This is a genomic window from Rosistilla ulvae (assembly GCF_007741475.1).
Lineage (GTDB): Bacteria > Planctomycetota > Planctomycetia > Pirellulales > Pirellulaceae > Rosistilla > Rosistilla ulvae.
In genome coordinates this window covers 1,932,734-1,953,324 of record NZ_CP036261.1, presented here as the reverse complement: position 1 = coordinate 1,953,324, position 20,591 = coordinate 1,932,734, and the positions used below count along the sequence as shown (strand labels likewise).

13 protein-coding genes are annotated in these 20,591 nt (G+C 58.3%); 8 read left to right on the top strand and 5 right to left on the bottom strand.

The genetic code is table 11. The annotated features are described in order from the left end of the window. Positions 1 to 30: 30 nt before the first annotated feature. Positions 31 to 837 carry an SH3 domain-containing protein gene (locus tag EC9_RS07070; RefSeq protein WP_145343579.1) on the bottom strand — a complete coding sequence of 269 codons (807 nt, stop codon included), beginning with the start codon at positions 835 to 837 and terminating at the stop codon, positions 31 to 33. Next, complete coding sequence (locus tag EC9_RS07065) at positions 834 to 2,639, bottom strand: BatD family protein (RefSeq protein ID WP_218934647.1); 1,806 nt, start codon at positions 2,637 to 2,639, stop codon at positions 834 to 836. The genes EC9_RS07070 and EC9_RS07065 overlap by 4 nt, the downstream gene beginning before the upstream one ends. A gap of 310 nt (positions 2,640 to 2,949) precedes the next feature. Here EC9_RS07065 and EC9_RS07060 point away from each other — a divergent pair, with 310 nt between their 5' ends. Then, positions 2,950 to 4,566 carry a TlpA family protein disulfide reductase gene (locus EC9_RS07060; protein ID WP_145343575.1) on the top strand — a complete coding sequence of 539 codons (1,617 nt, stop codon included), beginning with the start codon at positions 2,950 to 2,952 and terminating at the stop codon, positions 4,564 to 4,566. Between the two features lie 45 nt (positions 4,567 to 4,611). Here EC9_RS07060 and EC9_RS07055 read toward each other — a convergent pair whose 3' ends face one another. Next, positions 4,612 to 5,595, bottom strand: a complete 984-nt coding sequence (locus EC9_RS07055; RefSeq protein ID WP_145343573.1) for an aldo/keto reductase — start codon at positions 5,593 to 5,595, stop codon at positions 4,612 to 4,614. 658 nt (positions 5,596 to 6,253) lie between these two features. On the opposite strand from EC9_RS07055, the gene EC9_RS07050 reads away from it, so the two are divergent. Together EC9_RS07050 and EC9_RS07045 are read left to right on the top strand one after the other, a co-directional pair. Then, positions 6,254 to 6,820, top strand: coding sequence for a hypothetical protein (locus EC9_RS07050; RefSeq protein ID WP_145343571.1), 567 nt, complete (start codon positions 6,254 to 6,256; stop codon positions 6,818 to 6,820). Between the two features lie 310 nt (positions 6,821 to 7,130). After that, positions 7,131 to 7,679 carry a Clp protease N-terminal domain-containing protein gene (locus tag EC9_RS07045; RefSeq protein ID WP_218934646.1) on the top strand — a complete coding sequence of 183 codons (549 nt, stop codon included), beginning with the start codon at positions 7,131 to 7,133 and terminating at the stop codon, positions 7,677 to 7,679. Here EC9_RS07045 and EC9_RS07040 read toward each other — a convergent pair. After that, a complete protein-coding gene (locus tag EC9_RS07040; RefSeq protein ID WP_145343567.1) occupies positions 7,676 to 8,119 on the bottom strand; it encodes a flagellar protein FliS in 444 nt (147 codons plus the stop codon). The two genes, EC9_RS07045 and EC9_RS07040, sit on opposite strands and share 4 nt — an antisense overlap. Before the next feature lie 165 nt (positions 8,120 to 8,284). Beyond that, positions 8,285 to 9,376: a redox-regulated ATPase YchF gene (gene ychF, locus EC9_RS07035; protein WP_145119044.1), complete on the bottom strand. Its 1,092-nt coding sequence runs from the start codon at positions 9,374 to 9,376 to the stop codon at positions 8,285 to 8,287. Between the two features lie 169 nt (positions 9,377 to 9,545). On the opposite strand from ychF, the gene EC9_RS07030 reads away from it, so the two are divergent. The 5 genes from EC9_RS07030 (at position 9,546) to EC9_RS07010 (ending at position 20,547) form a co-directional block, all read left to right on the top strand. After that, positions 9,546 to 10,073 carry an NUDIX hydrolase gene (locus EC9_RS07030; protein WP_145343565.1) on the top strand — a complete coding sequence of 176 codons (528 nt, stop codon included), beginning with the start codon at positions 9,546 to 9,548 and terminating at the stop codon, positions 10,071 to 10,073. Positions 10,074 to 10,342: 269 nt separating this feature from the next. Beyond that, on the top strand, positions 10,343 to 15,610 hold the full coding sequence (locus tag EC9_RS07025; RefSeq protein WP_145343564.1) for a GEVED domain-containing protein: 5,268 nt from the start codon (positions 10,343 to 10,345) through the stop codon (positions 15,608 to 15,610). Positions 15,611 to 15,714: 104 nt separating this feature from the next. After that, complete coding sequence (locus tag EC9_RS07020) at positions 15,715 to 18,564, top strand: FG-GAP-like repeat-containing protein (RefSeq protein ID WP_145343562.1); 2,850 nt, start codon at positions 15,715 to 15,717, stop codon at positions 18,562 to 18,564. A 524-nt stretch (positions 18,565 to 19,088) separates the two neighbouring features. Beyond that, positions 19,089 to 19,541 carry a hypothetical protein gene (locus tag EC9_RS07015; protein WP_145343560.1) on the top strand — a complete coding sequence of 151 codons (453 nt, stop codon included), beginning with the start codon at positions 19,089 to 19,091 and terminating at the stop codon, positions 19,539 to 19,541. Positions 19,542 to 19,608: 67 nt separating this feature from the next. Then, positions 19,609 to 20,547: a DUF1559 domain-containing protein gene (locus tag EC9_RS07010; RefSeq protein ID WP_145343558.1), complete on the top strand. Its 939-nt coding sequence runs from the start codon at positions 19,609 to 19,611 to the stop codon at positions 20,545 to 20,547. Positions 20,548 to 20,591: the final 44 nt, after the last annotated feature.

Below are 20,591 nucleotides of genomic sequence, written 5' to 3'. Positions count from 1 at the left end.
CGACGACACCAACGACAACCGTCGCGTCGATCAACCGGGCAGACGCGTTACGCTCGACGCAGGCAACCAGGCATCGCGGCCGTCGAACAAACGGACCCGCAACCAATCGCTGCGATCCTCCATGACTTGAACTTCGGCCCCACTGGGCAATGGCTCGGGCAGCCGTGCCGGCGAATTGATTGAATCGGCAGCCCGCGCGATCGTGTCGGGCAAGATCACAACCGCCAACGGTGGCGTCGCAAGTTGAACCTTCCATATCGCCACGCCCAGCACCGCGATCCAGAGAGCAGCGATTAGAGCTCCCAGATTTCGCAAGCCCTTCCGATCGGTGCGGATCGCCACCGCCAGCAACAACGCCGCCACCAGGAAGGCGACCGCCGCGATCACAAACAATCTATCGGTCGACCGTTGCGTCGACGCCCCAAACAACGATCCGATCAAAGAACCGATTCCGGTTGCCGCCGCATCGGGACGTGGAACCCAATCGGGCAACAATGTGCGGGCGTGCTCGAGATTCTGCCGCGCTTGCCGGTTCCCCGGATCGATCGCCAAGGCGCGGTGAAACGCGACAATCGCGGGCCCTACACGTTGCGCCCCCAACGCCGCATTGCCGAGATTGACGCACAAGCTGGCGTTCCCCCAATCGCTGGCCTGAGCCGCTTGATCGAACAACAGTTCGGCGCGGCGGAATTGCCGTAACCGTTGATCGCGATCGACCGCTGCAAAGCCGGCGTCGTACGCATCGATCGCCTGATCCAACAATTCAGCTGGTGAACTAGCAACGGCGTTCGACGCCCAACAGACGGCGCAGATCAAGATCTTCGATAGGTTATTCATTGAGCTTCCTTGCGAAATCGGATTGCCAACTGCTTCGCTTGTTCGACCAGATCGGGCGACAGTGAATCGTTTCCTTCAGAAACCGGTTGATAGACCAACGCCTCGCATTGGCCGATCAACGCTTCGGTACTCGCCCGCTCGAACTCGGGTTGCGAGGCGAGCAATGCACGCAGCGCCGCCGCCACCTCGTTTGCCCCCTGGCGCTGCGGCTTCCCCGCCGCCGCGACGATCGCTGCGGTCTGCTCGCTGGCAACCCTGCGTCGCTGGGCCGCAATCGGATCGGCTTGGCTGCGGCGCCGATCGACAAGCGCCAACAGCACCATCGCGATGCCTGTCAGATAGGCCCCCGTCTGCACGATCACGGGGGAAACGGATTGTGTCGCGGTCGACAACAACTCCGCGGGATTCGATTCAATCGCCAAGTCGGCTCCGCTGAGCGAATATCGTTTCTGAGCTGCTACGGTTTCGGTGGCGGGACCGCTATTGGAACCTACCGATTCGCCGGCCCCTTCCGACGACGGATCGGGACTGGCCGAGACCACATCTTCTGCCGAAATCATATCGGCCGGCATCACCCGCAGGGCGATCGGTGCCGAACGCGCGGTGCGGTACTGCTTGGCATCGGTATCGAACCAGGAATAGGCGATCGACGGAATCTCGCTGACCGATTCATCCTCCACGCGGACCGCAACAGAAAAGGTCTTCTCATCCTCGCCCAACTGGCCGGGTATATCCCCGCTGGGGAGTCGAAACCGCTTCGGATCCATGCCACCATCAGCCGACAGCGGCGGCAAACTGGCCCCCTTGAGATTCCCACTGCCTCGCAATCGAACGTTCAAGCGAATCGGATCGCCCACGCGAACAACGGTTCGATCTGCCGTCACATCGATCGAAAACCCTTTGCCCACCGCACCGGAAAAACTCTCCGGCTGTCCCGCTTTGGGGAACCCTCCGATCACGATCGTCTTCGGTTCCCCGACCGCCCGAAACGCTTCGATACTTTTGACGTACTTCTCCACTCGATCGATAAACCCGAACCCAAACCCGGAATCGTCGCGGCGCTGACGCCGTCCGATCACGCGATGTCGAATCGTCACCTGGATCGGATCGATGGTGAAGGTCCCCACGCGATCGGGAATCATCGTCCGTTTCGCGCGAAAGACGCGGAACCGTTTTCCATCGACCTCCTCCTCGCGAACGGTAGCCTGCAAATCGACACTCCCCTCGGCGGTATCGATCGGCAACAGCGCCTCGCGCACGTTGGTCGGCTTTTCATCTTCGAACTTAAATGTGTCGAACAGTGGCGAGGAGATCGAAACACCGGTGTTGGCCAAATCCCCCGCATACCACCATTCGATTTCGACCGGGACGCGTTGCTCGGGAAAGAATGGCCCCTCGGGGACGCGCAGATGAATTTGCATTTCGTCGGTCGTCGGCACCTCTTCAAAATTGATCTTCACCGCATCGACACGCTTCCGCAGCGAACCATCCTTGATCACAAACGGCCCGATCTCCCATTGGCCAGGTCGGCTGGCCGTGAACCGGAAGACAAAATCGTATTTCGTCTGCGATGCGATCCGTCCATTGTTGTTGAACCGGATCGATGTTGGGTTGGTCGCTACCAACGTCCAACGCAGCACATCGTTGTCGCTCTCGACCTCCACCTCGGGCACACTGCGTTCGGACAACCCGGCGGCGGTCAATTGGATCGTGACGGGCAAGCCGACGAAATAGGGTCCCGGTTCGGCCCCCAGCTTCGTCTGAATCTCGTCTTGCCCCCAAACCACTGCGGAAAACAGCATGCCCAGGAGAAACGCAACGGGCCCGATCGAGGACCTGCAGATGTTGAATTGCAATGCAAACATAGCGGTGAATCGGTTTTGCGATACAAGAGAAAACGGACAGATCCGAAGCGTTCTATTTTGTGGATCTGTAGAGCGCCAACAAGTGCACTGCAACCGCACCGCCGCGATTCCGCGATCGGTAATCGCCCCCACCCGCATTGCCCTGGGCAACCCGGACAAAGCGCGGATATACTGTCCGCAGGCTCGGTCGCTCGGCGACTCGCTTCATTCCGTCATACAAGAACTCTAACATTCAGGAGGGTCGTCCATGACCCGTCAACTGATATTCACACTCGCTTGCGTCGGCTTGCTGTCGGGCTGTTCGTCCAAAAACGACGAAGTCAACTCACAAGAGACCAAGTACCAGGCGGCCGATGCGAGCGACAAGACTCAACCGGCCGACGCAACGCCTCCATCAGCAAAGCCCCCGGCCGCTTCTGCCGCCTTCTCCGCTGACCAACCGATGGCCTCCCAACCTGCGGTTGATCCGACGGCGGCTCCCTCGGTCGACGGGATGCTCAACGCCTCCGATCCCGCTCCCGACGGGCTCGCTCCGCTGCCGGACGACGCGCCACTCGAAACGACCATCGCATATTTTGAAAAGACCAACGATGCGTTGCGGCAATTGATGAGCGGCCAGTCGGCGTTCACGACGCAGGCCCAACAGATCGCCGAAGCCAAGCGGATCAGCGCCCAAAAGCTGGCTGCTGCCGAACATGCAATCGGAATCAAAGAGATCCAACCGCAGACCTTGACCGTCGCGCGACGGACCAAATTGGAAGCGCTCAGCCAATTGGCCGGCTTGCAGGACGTCGCTGCTGCAGAGCAACTGGAGGCGTACGCCAATGAACTGGCCACCAGCGACGATCCCGAATTGGTCAACGACAGCCGCGTCGTCCGCCTGGGCTTTGAACTGGACAAACTGCGCACCGGACAAACCAAATCGACCGACCGCCTGTTAGCACTGGTGAAAGAATTCCAAGCTTCGGACCGCGAGCTGGGCATGCCAGCATTTTACGCGTTGCAGCAAAGCTTTGGCGTGCTCAGCCAATACGATTATGGCGATGCCGCACGCGTGGTCCGCGATGCGATTGCGACCAAGTTTGCAAACCATTCCGATCCTCAGATCGCGGCAACGGCCAAGATGATGGGATCGGCATCGCGATTCGACAACTTGGACAAACTGCACGGGGGCATGCTCGGTGGCGAGAACATTACGGCCGAGCAATGGCAGACAGCGATCGACGAACTGGTCGCCCAACCGATCGATGTTTCGACCTTCCAATATCTCGCCGGCTTGGCGCTGAGCCTCGAAGGCGGTTCGGCCCCAGAGGTTGGCCAAGTGGTCTACGACGCGATCGGGAAGACGTTTGTCGATTCGGCGACCGCCGATCCCGAGATCGCTGCCGAAGCGAAAGCCTTCCTCTCGGCAAGCGCCAACCGCCGCCAAGCGATTGGCAAACCACTGAACGTCAATTACCCCGACCTCGCCGGCGCGGAACTCGACTGGAATGCCTTCCGTGGCTCGATCGTCGTGATGCCGTTCTGGACAACCTCCCGCACCGAATCACTGCAAACCCTGCCAGGCCTGCAAGAACTGGAAAAGGAATTTGCCGGAAAGGTGAAGATTCTGGGAGTCAACTTGGATGATTCCGACGAAGAACTTGCGGTCTTTCGCCGTCGCTTTCGCCCCACGTTTCCGAATCTCCGCAATCCCGACGCGGCCAGCCAAGGGGTCCGCGACCCGCTGGCGACTCAGTTGGGCCTGGCATCGTTCCCCTTCACTGCAATCATCGACGCCGATGGGAATGTGGCGAAGATCTTGATGGGCCCCCAAACCAAGATTCGCGAAACGATCACCGAAATGGTCGACGCGAAACCGTAGTCAGCTCGACCGCGCGGCCCGGGATCGCAACGAGACAGAATCGGCTTACTTTCCCGAATACCAGACTCCGCGGCGCCAGTTGTGTCGGCGGAGTAATTGCATCAAGGTTTCGGGAATCGCTGGTTTGTCGCTGACGGCCGCATTGAGGGCGGCCTGTTCGGCAGAACGGATTCCCGTGATCACGCTGCCGACGCCTACAGCCGACAACGCAAACTTGATCGCTAAGTCGGCCATGCTGTAATCCTGTAACCCAAATCGCTGGATATCGTTGGCGATCTGGGCGACACGATCGACGCTGCGTTGCATCCGGTCACCAGCGAAGTACTGGTGGCGGAAGTCGTCGTCGGCAAACCGATCTTCGGCGGTGTATTTGCCCGTCAGCATCCCTTCGTCCAACGAGACGCGAACGATCACGCCGGTCCCCGTTTCAGCCGCCACCGGCAACAACTGCGCGGCCGGTTCCTGATCGAACAGATTAAAGATCACCTGCACGCAATCGACCAACCCGTCGCGCATCAATTGGATCACACAATTCTGATCCTGTTCGGGAGTGCTGATCCCGATCATTCCGATCTTCCCTTCTTCACGCAGCTTGCGAAGCACCAACAACGGCTGTGGGTCGTCGTTCCAAGCGCGTGTCCAGGTGTGCAATTGCAACAGATCGATCCGTTCGGTTTGCAGGTTCCGCAGCCGTTGCTCGATGTTTTCGCGCAAGTAGTTTGCGCTGTAACGATCCTGCCAGGCGCAATAAGGGGATGGCGGCCAAGGGCCATCGGCCGGCGGGGTCTTGGTGGCGATGAACAATGGTTCGCTGCGTTCCTTGGCAACTTGGGCAATCACCCGTTCGCTGCGTCCCTCTCCGTAGCCGGCGGCGGTATCGATAAAGTTGACTCCCAGATCGATCGCCCGATGGAGCGCTGCGATCGAATCGGCATCGTCCTGAGCTCCCCACTGGCCCCCCAAAGCCCAGCCGCCGAAGCCGATCTCGGAAACCTGAGGGCCCGCGTGACCCAGTTGTCGATACTGCATTTACAAGCCTGTCGGTAAATTAAAAGGGGATTTGTGTCGCTGGCTGCACGACAAAAGTGTCTCACCAACAGCGGCGTTCCGTCGTTGAACCTTAGCCTCTCCGCATGACGCACCGATGGCAACCGAATGCCAATCGCAAATGATTTTCACGTCTTAGGGCATCATAGAACAAGGCGGGTACCGAATGCCCCGATCGAAGCCTCGGATCAACAAGCCACGGAACGTGGCGTCCAGCCCCCTTACAGAACCCTAAGGTTCACCAGCTCGCCAGACCGAAGGTCTGCGCCGCGACAATGCTAACGAGTCCGAGACGCTATCGAAGCCTGGCCGATCGATCTATCCGTGGGTTTGAGTGTGCGGATTCGCCTTCAAAACCACGACTCAAACGCTGACCAACCGTCCACCGCCGGTGTCAGTGTGTGTAAAATCTCACTGAACTCGATGGAAAGTCAGACGTATAAAGCTTGTCTGGATAATTAATGATTGTCCGAGGCTACCCGGTTGCGTAACATGTTTGCCAGTATTGCGGTCCAACCCGCTGAGGTGGAAGTTCGCGATCTGGCGACCAGCGAGACCGCTGGCAAGCACGGCAGAATCACCCACCGGTTCATGCGATGTCGCGTGAACACACCATCCCTTTCCGATGAAGGATATTTCGATGAAGAATGTTTCTCTCCTGAGTCTTGCAATTGCACTGACAGTTGTTGGTTCGGTCTCCGCGAAAGACGCGATCACCAGCGGTCCTCAAACCGGCGATCGTATCGGCGCGTTTTATGTGACCAAGTGTGCAGGTGCGACCGATGACGGCGTCGAAGAAGGCAAGAACCTGTGCTATCGCTGCAAGAACGGTTCGCGCCCTCAGGTGATGGTCTTCACACGTTCGACCAACGATAAAGTCATCGATTTGGTAAAGAAACTGGACGCTGCCATCACCAAGAATGAAGACGCTCAACTGAAGGCGTTTGTCAACTTGATGGGCGACAGCAAAGAAGATTTGAACGAATCGGCGAAGGACCTGGCTTCCAAGAGCAAGGCGTCGCACATTCCATTCGTTGTACCTAACGAATTCGAAAACGGTCCCGACAATTACGGCATCAACGCCAAAGCAGCTGTTACCGTTGTCTTGGCTGGCAACGCTCAAGTAAAGGCTAGCTATGCGGTTGCCGACGCCGACCAATTGGACGTCGACGCGGTTGTTGCTGACCTGAGCAAGATCCTGAACTAGGTTTCGACCTCGGTATCGATCCATCGCAACGCGATGCTTGTCGGCGACAAGCATCGCGTTTTTCATGCGCGGTCGTCGGCCGAACACTCACCGCGCAGGACCGGTTCCACCAGTGACAGCCCCTAACACAAACCACGGCTTCCCCTTCTCCGGTAGCGACGAAGAAGCCAGAAAACTAGTCAAGGCAAAGCTTGCCCCGGCGACGCGACTGCGTAGAATTCGCCGTCCCCGCTCGCTTCCCCTTTCAAAAGGCTGTCTTATGCTTCACTCACGACGACAATTCTTCCAGGCGTCTGCACTCGGCACAGCCATGTATGCCGTTTCGAGCTCTCCCACCGACGCAGCCAAGGGGCCTCGCACGGCGCCCGCCTTAGAACTCGAAAGCCCATCCGCCACGGCCTTCAAACGCTTGAGCCATCGTGCGCGTCGGGCGCTGCGATTTGCCATCGATGAAGCGTCGGAAACCGATGGCGGCATGGTCGACAGCGGATTCCTGTTGATCGGCCTTGCGGCCGAAGCGGAGTATTCCGGAGCCAGCTGGCTGTCAAACCTAGGACTGACGTTGGATGACTTGTGTGCCGTCAGCCAACGCATACTGTCGCGACAACCACAAACCACTGGAACCCGCCTGCCGATCTCGCAAGCGGCGCGCTGTTGCGTGGTCGATGGAATCGCCGAAGCGGGCCTGATGGGATATCAGAAAGCAGAGCCCGAACATCTGTTGTTGGGAATCTTGCAAAATCCCGACGCCGACGCGAACCTGATCCTGCACGAAATGTGGATCGAAACAGCGTCGCTGGAATCCGAAGCCCTGGCGTCGCTTCCCACTTGGGGCAGCGTCCACCATCGATTTGGCTAAGCGTCGAAGCAGATGGAATCGGCCGAACCCTCGTCGCTGTCGAAGGACCGCGGCGGATTCGAATCCGAAAGCGTCGACATCACCACTTGGTTCCAAGTATCCAGTTCGATCTCTAAGACTCGCTGGATATCGATCAATTTTTCCCGATCGCCATCGGCTTCCGCAGCCGTCAGCCATTGCAGCAAGAAGACGTACATGTCGGCAACCTGATGCGGCAGAGTCTCTTCCGACGGCCGAATCCCAGACAACAGTTCCGTCAACCCATCGCGCAGATTAATCGTCGCTTCGTTAACCCGAACGGCGCCATTGGCAGCAGCTTGCTCGATCGCTTGGTTCACATTTCGCAAAGCAAACTCAACGGTCATGCGTCTCAATTTTGCTGGCGATGCGGTCAACACTTCGGTTTCCATCACATCGTTGACGGCACGTCGGTAGTCCATGTTTGCCCATTTGCTTGCTGTAGTGATCCATGCTCAACGCCTTCCCACATGGTCGGCAGCAAAAGCAAATCAGGGACAACTTTACCGACGCGAACCGCAGATTCGGCGCATTCGCCACGAACCCAACGCCTAGGTTTTCTTCGTCCCCAGGGAAACGGTTCGGGATTAAACGTTGAACAGGAAGTGGACGACGTCGCCATCATTCATGACGTAACCCTTCCCTTCGACGCGCAACTTGCCCGCGTTGCGGATCTCCTTCTCGCTCTTGTGCTCGACGAGATCTTCGACCGAATAGACTTCCGCGCGGATAAAGCCGCGTTCGAAATCGCTGTGGATCACTCCGGCAGCTTGCGGTGCGGTCGCTCCGACGGGAATTGTCCACGCCCGAACCTCTTTCTCACCCGCGGTGAAATAGCTGTGCAGTCCAAGTGTTCGGTAGGCTTCGCGGGCCAGTTTTTCCAGCGCCGGCTCGGTCAAACCGACAGCGTCCAAGAATTCAGCCCGATCTTCCGGCTCCAGCTCGGCAACTTCCGCTTCCACTTTGGCACAGACAGGCACGACGCCCGCACCGCTTTGCTTGGCGTGCTCGCGAACCTTAGCGACCAGATCGTTTTCGCCGTTGACGTCGTTTTCATCGACGTTGGCAACGTACAGGATCGGCTTGGCCGTCATCAGTCCGAAACTGCTGACCACCTTGGCTTCCGCTTCGGTTAGCGACAGCGTACGCAGCGGCAATTCTTTGGTGATGTGCTCCAGATGCTTATTGATCGTGGCGACCAACAGCTTGGCTTCCTTGTCCCCGGTCCGCGCCGTCCGCTCGGCCTTTGGCAACGCATTTTCCAGCGTCTGGATGTCGGCGAGGATCAATTCGGTCTCGATCGTATCGATATCAGCCATCGGATCGACGTTGCCGGCGACGTGGGTTACGTCGGGATCTTCGAAGCAGCGGACGACTTGGATGATCGCATCGACCTGGCGGATGTGGCTGAGGAACTTGTTCCCCAAGCCCTCGCCTTCGCTGGCACCTTTAACAATTCCAGCAATATCGACCAGCTTGAGCGCTGCAGGAATGATCTTTTTGGTGTGGATCAAATCGGTGATCGTCTGCAATCGCCCGTCGGGAACGTTGACAATTCCTTCGTTGGGTTCGATCGTGCAAAACGGATAATTTTCGCTTTGGGCCGCTTGTGAACTCGTCAACGCGTTGAACAACGTGCTTTTTCCGACGTTCGGCAAGCCAACAATACCAGCTTCCATAAATGCTCTTCGATGCAATAAAGGTTAAAACGGCGACGCACAAAGGATAAGCGGTTCGATCAAATCGCAAAAGAGCCGCAGTTGTCCCCGCCGCACGGATTCAAACGGCACCCCGTTTCTCGTACCATCGGTGGGGAACCGACCGCAGACCTCTACCGCCGAGCATTTGATGAACCTTCCAATACCGCAGACCTTCCATTTTTGTCCGCAGTGCGGAGCCGCGGCGAATGCGATCGGCAAGAATCCGTTCCGATGCTCGGCGTGCCAATACACGTTCCATTTTGGCCCCACGGTGGCTGTCGGAGGAATTGTCACCGACGCTCAGGGTCGCGTGCTACTGCTTCGCCGGGCCCGCGATCCGGGCAAGGGAAAGTGGGGTCTGCCCGGCGGTTTTGTCGATAGCGGCGAGACCGGCGAAATGGCGTTAATCCGCGAAATTAAGGAAGAGGTGCGGCTGAACGTCGAATCGTTCCAATACCTCACCTCCTACACCAACAGCTACGAATATCGCGGCTTGGTCATTCCGGTCGTCGACCTGTTCTACACCTGCCAAATCGTCGACCTAGATGCTTTGGAAGCCGAACCGAGCGAAGTGCAATCGACCTCGTTCTGCGACCTCGGGCCAGAACACCTCGAAAACATGGCCTTCGAATCGAATCGCCTCGCCCTGCAAACCTTCCTCGAATCGCGAGCCTAATCCCAACTTGGGCCTCTCCGGTCGCTACGCATTCGCTAGAGATCGATTTTTCCCGCACACGACAGTCCGGGTTACGACAGTTCCGCCGGGTTGTAACGGCAAATTTGCGGCGAATTGTTAGGCATCGTCGGCTGCGTCAATCAAACTAGATCGGTCTGGCAGAGTGTCTGCCCGCCGCGTTAGTTCGACTGCATTGACGAGTGGAAATTTTGAGGCATTCACGAAAAACCAATTCTTCTCGCCTATCCGCCAGCGCTCGGCGACGACGCTTGCGACTCGAGTCGCTCGAATCGCGACGTCTGCTGACAACCTTCAACGTCACCCGAATCGATGATGTCGACGGCCGGGCATGCAGCGAAAGTTCCTGCACGCTTCGCGATGCGATCCAGGAAGCGAACGCGAATCCCGGTCACGACACGATCACGTTTGCACCGGAGCTGAGTGGCGAGACGCTCGAATTGACGCAGGTCCTCACGGTCACCGACTCGATCACCATCGCCGGTCCCAGCGCCGACCAACTGACGCTCAGTGGCCGCGGCACCAAACAGTTGTTCCAATTCGAAGGGGACGGCGGCCAAGACTTTGTCCTGCAAGATCTCACGCTTGCCAACGGCCGTGCCTTGATTGGCCCCGGCGGCGCGGTCCACTTTGAATCTGGCATCAGCAGCGACCTGGGAACTAGCGACACGTTGCTGCTGCAGGATCTCGTGATTCGCAACAGTCGAGCCCAAGGAGGCGGCGGAGTCTATGCCGAAGGCGGGCTGCTGACCGTCACCAACACTTCGTTTGTCAACAACACAGCCTTTGGACAGACGGCAACGACCGCCAGCGATGGCGCCGCGATCTTGCGGATCGATGGCGACGGATCGATCACCAACAGCACCTTCTCGAACAACGAAGCCAACGGAGCCGCGACCGCAGTTTCCGTTGTCGCCACAACCGCCGGGCAATCGTTTCAGATCACCAGTTCCAGTTTTGTCGACAACGACGCGCGGGCGATTCGCGTCGTCGCCGATGGCGCCGACGCCGTGGCGACAACCGAAGCGAACTTGTTTGCCAGCAACAGCTTTAACACGCTGGGGACCTTCGAAATAGGAGGTGGCAGCGCGACGATCACCTCTCTAGGAAACAACCTCTCGCACGATTCGGCGGCAGGTTGGTTGGATGCTGACACCGACCAGACCAACGTCGACCCGCTGGTCGCTGCGTTGGACCGAACCACGTTTACTCACAGCCCGTTGCCGGGCAGTCCCGCCATCGACAGCCAAGCGACCATGGGCGGTGAGATTCCAGCCGTCGATCAGCTTGGCAATTCCCGCGCGATGGGAACCGGTATCGATATCGGTGCGGTCGAAGTCGCCTTCGACTTTGGCGATGCGCCGACAAGCGATCTGACCGGATTCGATTCCAGCTACCCAACCCTCGCCACCGACAACGGTGCCTACCACGTGGTCGCTGGCCCGCGACTGGGTGCGACCGTCGACAGCGAGCGCGATGGCCAGCCCGAAGGTCTGTCGCGTGGCGACCAAACCTTTATCGACGACGAAGATGGCGTCGCCTTCATCGGCGGCCGCTACCAATCGATCGGCGATCCGTTGACGATCGCCATCGATCTGCAGAACGCCGCCGCCACGGGGAACTATCTCGATGCCTGGGTCGATTGGAATCGCAACGGCAGTTGGGACGATGCGGGCGAACAGTTTTCTGTCAGCATGAACCTAGGCACGGCCGACGGATCGACGATCATCGAACTGCCGTTGCCCGACGACTTCACGCCCGGCGCCGCCCACTTCCGATTTCGCGTCAGCACCGCCGGGGGCCTGACACCTGCAGGCATGGCGGCCGATGGCGAGGTGGAAGATTATTCGCTGATCTTTGTCCCCGATGACTTCCAACCGATCGTCGATACGCTAGTCGATGAGAGCGATGGCGATCTGAGTGTCGGCGACATCAGCTTGCGAGAATCGATCGAATACACAAACCAATTCGGCGGAAGCGAAGCGATTCAGATCGCCGATTCGCTTGCCGGCGAAACGATCGATCTAACGCTCGGATCGCTCCCGATCCGGCGTTCGACGACGATCAACGGTCCCGCCTCGGGAGCGCTCACGATCGACGCAGCCGAACGATCGCGGATCTTCGACGTCGCAAGCGTCGACCTCGCCCTAACCGACCTCAACCTAACCGCTGGAAAGACCGAACCAGGCGAAGCCGGTGCCGCGATCCTCTTTGAGTCCTCCGGCGAATTGCATATCGAACGCTCGGCGATCACAGACAATGTCGCCGACGGTCCCGGCGGTGCGATCTCTGCGACCGGCGGGCGGATAACGATCATCGACAGCATCCTTTCGGACAATCAATCCGCTGGCGATGGAGCCGCGGTCTACGCCTCCGACGGCGCCGAATTGACGATCGTCCGCAGTTCGCTGAACGACAACACCGCCGCCGGTTCCGGTGGTGCCGTGGCTGTGGACCAGAGCCAATTGACGATTCTCCATTCCACGATCGCTCGAAATCACTCCGATCAGCAGGGAGGCGGCGTCTATCTGAGCAGCCGCTTTGGCGTCGGTGACGGCAGCCAGATCATCGGCACGACGATCTCCGGAAACAGTGCAACCGTTGCAGCTGGCGGCCTGATCAACGATGGCGGACAGTTGTCGATCGATTCGAGCACGATCGCCAACAACCAAACGGCAGGCCTCGGCGACGGCTTGGTCTCTCGCGGCGAACAGAACACGCGCACCGAACTGCGATCGTCGATCGTGGCGGGCAACGGCGATTCCAATCTGGACGTCACCGGCGCAAGCGGCACGCGAACCAATAGTCTGCGCAGCGAAGGCTACAACGTTTTGGGCCCCGGCAACGCCAGCGATGCCGCGGGTGACCTGGACACATCCGACGTCATCGATCCCCTCCTGGCACCGCTTGGATTTTATGGCGGTGCGATCGAGATCCATCCGTTGCTGCAGGACAGTCCGGCCTTGGATGCCGGTCGCGGCAGCACCGCCGCCGACCGATACGACCTGGATCGCGATGGCGACATGAGCGAACCGCTTCCCGTCGATGCGCGCGGCGTGCCGCGACAGATCGATCTGCAGGGGATCGACAACCGAGACGATGGCGTCGACGCTGGCGCGGTCGAGATGATCGGTCTGCATGTTTCCGATGCGACGGCAAACGAAACCGATGGGACCCTTGAATTTGTCGCTCAATTGAGCCACGCGTTGCCCGACGGAAGCACAGCGGAACTGCAAGCTCTCACGCTTCGCGGCACCGCCGCCCCCGACGTCGATTACCGTTCGCTGTGGAGCGTGCCGGTTTCGTTGACAGCCAGCGGAGACCTTTCCACCATCGTCTCGGTCGAATTGATCGACGATGCGTTGATCGAAAACGATGAACAATTCGAACTGCTGCTGACAACCTCGCCCGATGTCATCCTGACCCGCGACCGCGCCACAGGCACGATCGTCAGCGACGATGTCGCCGGGCTGCTGCTATCCAAAACTAGCCTCGTCGCCAGCGAATCGGGTCGCGCCGATTCGCTATCGGTCGCCCTGACCGCTCAGCCACTGGAAGTCGTCGTGATCGACCTCGGTTTAGACCGCGACGACGAAATTCAGCTCGATCGCCAACAACTGGTCTTCACTCCCGACAACTGGAACCTCCCTCAGACCGTCGTCGTTACGGCGAAGAACGACCAACGGATCGACGGCTCGCAAATCACGCAACTGACTCTTACGATCGGGGCGAGTTCCGATCCGCAGTTTGTGTCGCTGTCGCCACAATCGGTTGCGATCACAACCACCGATAACGACGTCGCCGGGATCACGGTCGAACCGCTGCGGATGCTGCAGACGACCGAAGCGGGGAAGACAGCAACGTTCACCGTTCGGTTGGACGCGTTGCCGGCGTCGGATGTTACGATCGCATTGTCCAGCAGCAATCTAAACGAAGCGACGATCGATACGCCAACGCTTCTCTTCACTCCCGAAAACGGAACCACCCCGCAAACCGTCACGATCACGGGAGTCGACGATTCGCTGATCGATGGCAACGTGGAACTGACGATCGTGATCGCTGCGGCGGCAAGCGACGATCCGAACTTCGATGGGCTGAACGCTGCCGACGTCGAACTGATCAATCTCGACGACGAGCGATTGGACTACGGCGATGCTCCCGATTCGATCTATCCGACATCCTTGGAAAGCGACGGAGCCCGTCATGGGGCGAGCGATTTGTTTTTGGGAGACGGGATCAATTTCGAGCCGTTTGCGATCACCAATCCGGCAGCCGATAGCGACCTCGATGACGGCGTGCACCCCATCACTAGCTTTGTTGCCGCAAGCGATTCCGATTCGGTGGCATCGGTCATCGTAGTAAGCAGTGGCGAAGGTCGGTTGGATGCCTGGATCGACTTCAACCAAGATGGTGATTGGGATGATCCGGGCGAACAGATCGCAGCCGCTTTGCCCCTAAATTCGGGCGAGAATATCGTCCCTGTCACGATTCCTGCCGGCGCATCGAGCGGCAACAGTTTCGCCCGCTTCCGACTCAGCAGCTCCGGCGGCCTTTCACCCACGGGGCAAGCCGCCGATGGCGAAGTCGAAGATTACCAATTTGATATCGCTTCGGGCGACGATGCTCCGTCGGTCTTTATCAAGACTGTCAACCATTCCACCCAGGTCGACATAATCGATGGTCAGACGGTCGTCCGAAGCGGCGAGATGGAGCTGTTTCGAGCACCGCTGCCTCCTGGATCGGCCATCGATTTTCGGTTCACCAACAGCGACGATTCTTTTGACACGGCCGACCTCTGGTCGCTTGGTATCGATGTTTGGATCGATACCCAAATGGGTACCGACAAGATTCGCTTCCGCTCCGGTGAAGGCAACGTCGATATCGGCGACCTGGACGGGGATTTCGTAAACATCGAAGCGATCGACCTGACAGGCACTGGATCGCAATCGGTATCGATCAGCCCGGCGTCGGTGCTCGAGATGTCCGGACTGGAAAACTCGCTTAAGCTATTTTTGGATCCCAACGACGTCTTCGCCAGCCCGGATGAATGGGTGCTTGTCGACAACGTACAAATCGACGGCCAGTATTTTGAGGAGTGGCAAGGCGCAGCTGGTTCGACGCTATTGGTCAACTACGACGGCAACAACGGATGGACCTACGGATCCGATCCGCTGGACGTAAACGCTTCCGGAGAGATCACCGCATTGGACGCTTTGATCATCATCAACGAGCTATCGCGGCGGCAATTCGTCGATGACGACAACCGATTGGTCGATCGCGCGACACTCGATGAGTTTCCCGGATTCTTCTACGACACCAATCGCGACGGCCACCTATCGCCGATCGACGCGCTGATGGTTATCAACGCATTGAACAGCCCCCAATCAGTACTCGCCGCCGAACAAGCCGTTGCGTACGCATACCCGATGGGGTCAGAAATAAAACGCGAGTCGCACGACGATGAAAACGAGTCCCTTGACGCGCCAGCTGGTTCAAGCCTGGAGGCTGGTTTACGATAGCCGTTCGGGCCACGAACGCCAAAACTGCATTGCTTTGGCGCGGCCGAAACCGTTGCGAACGCAGAACCTATCCCACTGAAAGAAGCCAGCAGGACGTTGGGCGAATGAAAAAACGGAGTGCTAAATCGCGTCGAGCGATCGATCCGCCACCCAAGCCAACGCAGCAAGCCAACGCGCAACTGCCTCGCTGGCTGACCGCGATCGTCGCCTTCGTCGCCGTTGCCCTGCTGATCTACTGCGTTGCCGTCCTCGCGTTGACGCCAAGTCACGACGCATCGGATCACACGCTGGCAACCGAACAACAGCAAAATCCCAAACTGGATGTGGCGCAAACGCTTTTTCAAGCTGAACAGGCACTGCGTGAAGGCCATGTTTCCGCGGCGGAGGAACACATTTCCCAAATCCTCGAAAGCGATCCGGCGAACCTGGCCGCGATCAATCGCTTGGCCTACATCTTGGGTGTCGAAGGACGTTGCTGGGAAGCGAACCGGTACCTGTTCGAAGCGGTCCGGCGCGGACAATTCACGCTGCATCATCTCGTCCTGCTGGGCGCCCTTGAACCGGTGATCGATGACGCGGGTTTGGTGCAGCGTTGCCGAACCGGCGATCCCGACGATCTGGTGGTATTGGTGGGAGCGGCGCGAACGGCAATGAAGAAGAATCAGATGTCGAGCGCCGATTCGATGCTGCAAGAAGCGGTTGCTGCGAATCCGTCGTCGCTCGAAGGGCAAGCCTGGCTTGGCCGGCGGTCGCTTGCCGCCACCGATCCGCCCGTCGACTTTGCGACCTGGCAGGAGAAGCTGCCCGCAAACGCTGATTCCCATCCTGAGATTTGGATCACGCGTGGACAATGGGCTCGCGAAAATGCGCAACCCCAAGCGGCGATCCGCTGCTTCCTGGAAGCAGCGCGACTCGATCCCAATCATCGCATCGCACATTTGGAAGCGGGGCAGTTGTTCGGGCAATTGAACAAGCCGGAACAGGCCACCGCTTTCCTCGATCGAGCTGAACAACTGCGGGAGTTGGGTTTTCTGGTCGACGAGATTTTCAAGCAACCGGAAAACCAACAGCGGATGTTGAAAGCCGCCGATCTGACCGAAGCACTTGGCCGCCCTTGGGAGGCATGGGCTTGGTGCGAATTAGTCCGGGCGAGAGAGCCGAATTACCCCGGTGTTGCGCAGTCCTGTGCGCGTCTGCGATCGGTGCTCACCGCGGACTCGCCGCAAACGCTGGCGGGATCGAGTCCCGTTGCCGATTTGGCGATCGCCGAATACCCGTTGCCGAATTACCAAACGGCTCCCGTTCTGGCGACCAGTGCGGGCGGTCCGATGGCAGAGACCCGCTTTGCCGAAATGGCACAAGCCCTTGGCATCGATTTCACTTACAAACGGGACGCGGATCCTGAAACCGGTGAGATGCGGATGCTGGAAACGACCGGCGGCGGCGTGGCGATCGTCGACTATGACGCCGATGGTTGGCCCGACGTCTATTTCACTCAGAGCGCTGTCTGGCCCTCGGAACCGGGTGCGACGCAGCCGATCGACCGCTTATTTCGCAATCTTGGCGGCAAACGATTTGTCGAAGTCGCCGTTGCGGCGGGAGTCGGCGACGATCGCTACAGCCAGGGCGTCACCGCGGGTGACTACAACAACGATGGCTTTGCCGATCTCTACGTCGCAAACTTCGGTCGCAATCGTTTGTACCGCAATAACGGCGATGGAACCTTTACCGACGTCAGCGATGAAACGGGAATCGGAGGCGAACATTGGACGACCAGCTGCCTGTTGGCCGACGTGAACGGCGATGGTTTTCCCGACCTCTACGACGTGAATTATCTGAGTGGCGATGACGCGGCGCGTTCGATTTGTCGACAGGGCGACGAGCTTCGCTGGTGCAGCCCCAGTGGCTTTGCCGGCGATCAGGATCAATTGTTCCTGAATGACGGCAAGGGGCGGTTTGAAAACGTGACTTCCCAGGTGGGAATCGAACTGCCCGAAGGCAAGGGACTTGGAATCGTCGCCGCCGATTTTGACGACTCGGGAAGATTGAGTCTGTTTGTGGCCAACGATGCCGTCGCCAACTTCTTTTTCGTCAACGCCGCCGAGACGCCGGGCGTGCCGCCGCAGTTTCTCGAACGCGCGATCTTGCATGGTCTTGCTTTCGACGGGGATGGATTGCCGCAAGCTTGTATGGGCGTCGCCATCGACGATGCGAACAACGATGGCCGATTGGACCTGTTTGTTACCAATTTTCATGAGCAAGCCAATACGCTGTATCGACAGCAGGCGGGCGCTCAATTTGTCGACGCGACGCGCCGTGCCGGACTGTTCGATGCGAGCTACCAGTTGCTTGGGTTTGGCACCCAGTTCCTCGATGGGGATTTGGACGGCAGCGCCGATCTCGTGGTTGCCAACGGTCATGTCTTGGATCTTTCGGCGCAAGGGATTCCGTTTGCGATGCGGCCTCAATATTTCCAAAACGATGGAACCGGTCGCTTCCGCGAACTCAAATCGAAGTCGTTGGGAGACTACTTCGCGCAGAATCACTTAGGTCGCGGCCTGGCATTGCTCGATTGGAACCGCGATGGGAAAGAAGATTTTGTCGTTTCCAATATCGGTTCGGTAGCCTCGTTCAACGCAAACACAACCACGAATACGGGTCACTACATCAGCGTGAACCTGCATGGTGTGAACTGCAGTCGCGATGCAATCGGCGCCAAAGTGACACTCCAGTACGCAGGAATAACGAAGACGCGTCAGCTGACAGCCGGGTCGGGTTACCAGGCCAGCAACCAACGACAATTGATCTTTGGTATCGGAGATCATCCATCGATCGAAACCTTAACCGTCCGTTGGCCATCGGGGAATGAACAGGTATTCCATTCCGTTAGGACCGATAGCGAAGTGAATATTGTCGAATCTTCCGACAGCTTGTTTGTAACCCGACCTGACTGACACCAGCGCCCACCTCGCGACGGCGCCTAGGTTCGGGAACGAACCATCCCGCCTCCCCCCCGAGGCGATTCCGCTCCTCTCTCTCGCACGTCTCCTCCATCGCCCCGAGACAATCTGGCGAACTGCGAACGCTCCGATCCACGACAGGGTCCGTTCCTGGGCGACAGTTGCGCTTCCAGGAGCAGGCATTTCTCAAAATGCTGCTTTTTGATTCCCCGGACACCAAGCATGTCTTTGTAGCGTTACGGGGGAACAACCACCACTAAACACAACCGGTTAGGTTCGCAAAATCACACCACCGGCACGGCGACTTCCGTACACGTGCCAGTTCTTTGCATGCTCCGCTAGGGAATTCTTTAACCATTTAGGCAAGAGCTTAGATTGCTTAAGCCCCCTTAAACTAGTAAGATCGATCTGCCGATCTGGTAAGTATCGATCGTCGCTATTTCTCAAAAGTTCTTCTACCCCCTTCCGGGAAAACAACCGTTAGGGTCCGTCATCACCCATTAAGGTTTTGTTCATCAATGCTAAATCCCACGCCGCGCCGCGCCGCTTCAGGCATCCTGTTATTCCTTCCCGTTTTGCTCTTTCTTGTTGGATGTGGCCCCCAAAACACGCTGGGACGATTGCCCGTCAAGGGAACGGTAACGCTCGACGGAGCCCCTTTAGAGAGTGGCTCCATTCAGTTCGAATCGCAGGCATCGGACACTCCGCTGAACTCCGGCAGCGTGATCGAAGCGGGCAAATACGAGATTCCCGCCGAGGCAGGTTTGCTGCCAGGCAAATTCAAAGTTTTGATTTCATCGTCGGGCGGGACAGGCGAAACGATCGCCGATCCACAAATGGCAATGGACGCCGCATCTGCCGCGCCCGAAGCAAATCGGGTCCCCGCGAAATACAACGTCAAAACAGAGCTGGAGGCCGACGTGAAGGCCGACACCGAAAACGTTTTCGACTTCGATTTGAAGTCCACTTAATTTGCCGCTCGCCGAAGCGGTTATTTCTAAATTGGTTGTTCAGTCCCTCTATTCCCGGAGTGTTCTCATGAAGTGTTCCAAGAAGTCAGGTTTTACGTTGGTCGAACTGTTGGTGGTGATTGCCATCATCGGTATTTTGGTCGGGCTACTGCTGCCAGCGGTGCAGGCCGCACGTGAAGCCGCGCGACGCATGTCTTGCTCCAACAACCTGAAGCAGCTTGGGTTGGCGATGCACAACTACCACGACACGTTTAAGACGTTTCCCAACGGTGCGACAGGCGCTGGTCCGAACGCCCCATTGATCACCGATCAGAACCAAAGCGGTTACGTATGGATTCGGTTCATCTTGCCGTTTATTGAACAGAACAACTTGGCTGAGCAATGGGAGCCGCACCGTCAGTATGCACATGGAGCCAATACCGCAGTGATCCGCACCGAGATTCCTGCCTACCTTTGCCCAAGCGACACGCCAACCAAAACGTGGAACTCGACGCCCAATTACAACTACGCTGTCAACTTGGGGAATACCGATACCGGTCGCACGAGTCCCTTTAATGCCGTCCAATTCAATGGTGCTCCGTTCGAATCGACGAGCGGTTCCAACGGCAAGACCTACTCGATGCGCGACATCCTCGACGGTACCTCCAGCACCGTGTTGGTTGGCGAAATCTTGCAAGGTCAAGTGGGCCAGGACTTGCGCGGGCTGACTTGGTATGTACCGTTTGTGGGCATGACAACCTACGCGGGGCCCAACACAACGATTCCCGACGCGTTGAATTCCAGCTTCTGCCAAAACGCAACGAACGCGCCGCTCGGCTTGCCATGTGTTGGGAATTCGGCAACCGACGGCAACCCATCCCGTTTTTCGGCGCGCAGCCGACATCCCGGCGGGGTTCAAGTCACCTTGTGTGATGCCTCGGTCCGGTTTGTTGCTGAGACGATCGACATCGCGACTTGGCGAAACCTCGGGGCGATGCGAGATCTGCAACCGATTGGTCCTTACTAATGACAGTCACGCCCGGCTAGGGCTTCCCCTGCACCTCAGATCGC

Coding starts and splice junctions, on each gene's coding strand:
- EC9_RS07070 (WP_145343579.1), bottom strand. CDS start 837: ATGAATAACCTATCGAAGATCTTGATCTGCGCCGTCTGTTGGGCGTCG.
- EC9_RS07065 (WP_218934647.1), bottom strand. CDS start 2,639: ATGCTGTTTTCCGCAGTGGTTTGGGGGCAAGACGAGATTCAGACGAAG.
- EC9_RS07060 (WP_145343575.1), top strand. CDS start 2,950: ATGACCCGTCAACTGATATTCACACTCGCTTGCGTCGGCTTGCTGTCG.
- EC9_RS07055 (WP_145343573.1), bottom strand. CDS start 5,595: ATGCAGTATCGACAACTGGGTCACGCGGGCCCTCAGGTTTCCGAGATC.
- EC9_RS07050 (WP_145343571.1), top strand. CDS start 6,254: ATGAAGAATGTTTCTCTCCTGAGTCTTGCAATTGCACTGACAGTTGTT.
- EC9_RS07045 (WP_218934646.1), top strand. CDS start 7,131: ATGTATGCCGTTTCGAGCTCTCCCACCGACGCAGCCAAGGGGCCTCGC.
- EC9_RS07040 (WP_145343567.1), bottom strand. CDS start 8,119: ATGGACTACCGACGTGCCGTCAACGATGTGATGGAAACCGAAGTGTTG.
- ychF (WP_145119044.1), bottom strand. CDS start 9,376: ATGGAAGCTGGTATTGTTGGCTTGCCGAACGTCGGAAAAAGCACGTTG.
- EC9_RS07030 (WP_145343565.1), top strand. CDS start 9,546: ATGAACCTTCCAATACCGCAGACCTTCCATTTTTGTCCGCAGTGCGGA.
- EC9_RS07020 (WP_145343562.1), top strand. CDS start 15,715: ATGAAAAAACGGAGTGCTAAATCGCGTCGAGCGATCGATCCGCCACCC.
- EC9_RS07015 (WP_145343560.1), top strand. CDS start 19,089: ATGCTAAATCCCACGCCGCGCCGCGCCGCTTCAGGCATCCTGTTATTC.
- EC9_RS07010 (WP_145343558.1), top strand. CDS start 19,609: ATGAAGTGTTCCAAGAAGTCAGGTTTTACGTTGGTCGAACTGTTGGTG.